The following is a 2,786-nucleotide window of genomic DNA, read 5'->3' on the forward strand; positions in this document are numbered from 1 at the left end:
TACTGCACCGCCAGCGGCGACCAATCCGGCGCACGGCCGTCGCACCGGCCGGCGTACGCGATCCCGAGATCGCGCACAAGTGGATTCAGCGACCAACCATCCGCAGCAATATGATGGACCACCGCCACCAACACATGCTCGTCATCGCCGCGACGGAATAGCTGTGTTTGTATGGGTACTTCGGTTGCGAGATCAAATATGTAACTTGCCGCGCCATCAATAGCCTCCTCCATCCGTGCCGGTGACCAACCGGCGGCATCAACTACGTCCCACCCGACGTCCGCCCGCTCAGCGGGTATCACCACCTGCCGCGGTGTCCCGTCGGAGACGGCAAACACCGTGCGCAAGCTCTCATGCCGCGCCACCACATCGACAAGCGCGGCGTGCAGCGCCTCCACATCCAATCGACCGCGGATGCGCAGCGCCGCCGGCATGTTGTACATCGGCGAGGGCCCCTGCAACTGGTCGATGAACCACAACCGCGACTGGGCGAAGGACAACGGCACCAACGCCGGTCGTGGGCCCGCCAGCACGCGGGGACTCTGCCCACCGCCATCGCCGAGTCGCGGCCCCAGTTGCGCCACCGTGGGTGCCTCGAACAGCGTCCGCACCGAAACCCCCGCATCCAGCGCGGTATTCACCGCTGCGATCAGACGCATCGCCGACAGCGAGTCGCCGCCGAGGTCGAAGAAGGAGTCGTCGACACCGACCCGCTCGACACCCAGGACCTGGACGAAGATGCCGGCCAGGATCTCCTCGATCGCGCTCACCGGCGCCCGGTAGTGGCCGGCGTCGGAGTATTCCGGCGCCGGAAGCGCGCGGATGTCCAGCTTGCCGTTGACCGTCAACGGCAGCGCGTCGAGCACCACCACCGCCGAGGGCACCATGTATGTGGGGAGCCGCTGACCCAACCGGGCCCGAATGTCGGTCGGATCAGCGGCTCCAGTCACATAGCCGACGAGACGCTTCTCGCCGGCCCGATCCTCGCGGGCAATCACCGCCGCGTGCTCGACGCCGTCCAAATCGCATAGCGCCGCGTGGATTTCCCCCAACTCGATGCGATACCCACGCACCTTGACCTGTTCGTCGGAACGTCCCAGGTATTGCAGCTGCCCGTCGGCGCCCCAGCGGACCAGATCCCCGGTGCGGTACATCCGCGCACCCCGAGTCGCGTACGGGCAGGCCACGAACCGCGACGCCGACAGGCCCTGACGGCCCAGATAACCGGTGGCCAAGCCGCTACCCGCGACATACAGCTCACCCACTACTCCGGCGGCCACCGGACGCAGCCAGCCGTCCAGCACGAAAAAGCCCAAGTGCGCCAGGGGAATCCCGATGGGGCTGGCGCTGCTGCCGACGTCTCCGTCGACGATCTCGCGGAACGAGGCGTGCACCGTGGTCTCGGTGATGCCATACATATTGATCAGGCGGGGCAGACCCGGGTGGCGGTGCAGCCACGTCGACAACCGGTGCGGCTCCAGCGCCTCACCACCGAAGACCACGGTCTGCAACTTCAGCTGCTCACCCGATTCGGGCGCCAACGCATCCGCGCTCTGCAACGCATAGAACGCCGACGGCGTCTGGCTCAGCACGTTCACGCCTTCGGCAACCAGCAAGGCATGCAAGTCTTCTGGCGATCGGACCACGTCGTCGGGAACGATCACCAGCCGCCCGCCGTGCAGCAGTGACCCGAAGATCTCCCAGACCGAAAAGTCGAACGCCAACGAATGGCATTGCGTCCAGACGTCGCCCGGGCTCAGCTGAGCATCGATCGCTTCCAGGAGCTGGGTGACATTGCGGTGGGTGACCGCCACTCCCTTGGGAACACCGGTCGAGCCCGAGGTGTAGATGATGTACGCGATGCTGTCCGCGGCCGGCACCGGCAGGCCGGTGGTGGGCTGGGTGTACACGGCCGGGTCATTGACATCGACGATCGCCCCGTCGAACCCGTCCAGGCGAGGACGCAAGTCGGCAGTGGTCACCGCCGCGATCGGCGCGGCATCAGCGAGCACGAAGTTCAACCGCCCCGTCGGCACCCCCGTATCGATCGGCACGTAGGCCGCCCCGGTCTTGAGCACCGCCAGAATCGCGACGATCGCTTCGGCCGACCGCGGGATCACCACGGCCACCCGCTCACCCGGGCGGGCCCCATGCTCAGAAAGCAAGTGCGCCAACCGGTTTGTGGACTCGTACAACTCACGGTAGGTCAGCGATCGCTCGCCGCAGGTGATCGCCACCGCTCCTGGGGCCCAGGCCACCTGTGCGGCGAACAACGGAGGAATCGACACCAATCCCATCGGCGGCACGGTGACGATCGCGCGGTTGCCGGCAACGTCGAGCCGCTCCCGCTCGGCCTCGTCGAGCAGGTCGATCGACGAAAGCCGTTGTGCGGGATCGGCCGTCATGGCGGTTAGCACCCGATGGAACCGCTCGATCAGCGTTTCGATCGTCGACGGATCGAAGACGTCGGTGCGGAACTCGACCGCGCCGCCGATGCCGGCCGGGCGGCCGTCGTCTGTCCAGCGTTCGGCGAGCGAGAACACCAGATCCATCCGCGCGACCTGGGTGTCGAGCGGCAGCGGAGTGACCCGCACGTCGCCCAGTTCCAGGCCGGCGGCGGGGCCGTCGTGCTGCCAGGGCAAGTTCTGCCAGGCCAGCACCACCTGGACCAGCGGATGATGCGCCAGGCTGCGCGCGGGTTGCAGCCGTTCGACGAGCACCTCGAAGGGCACGTCCTGGTGTTCGTAGGCGGCCAGGCTGCGCTGGCGTACCCGGGCCAACAGTTC

The 2,786-nt window shown here is 67.2% G+C and carries 1 protein-coding gene; it reads right to left on the reverse strand.

The window, feature by feature from the left end; genetic code table 11:
- On the reverse strand, positions 1–2,786 hold a 2,786-nt coding region (locus A5732_RS01045), incomplete at both ends, for a non-ribosomal peptide synthetase (RefSeq protein WP_142256522.1).

The sequence above is a fragment of the Mycobacterium colombiense genome, assembly GCF_001953985.1.
Classification (GTDB): Bacteria; Actinomycetota; Actinomycetes; order Mycobacteriales; family Mycobacteriaceae; genus Mycobacterium; species Mycobacterium colombiense_B.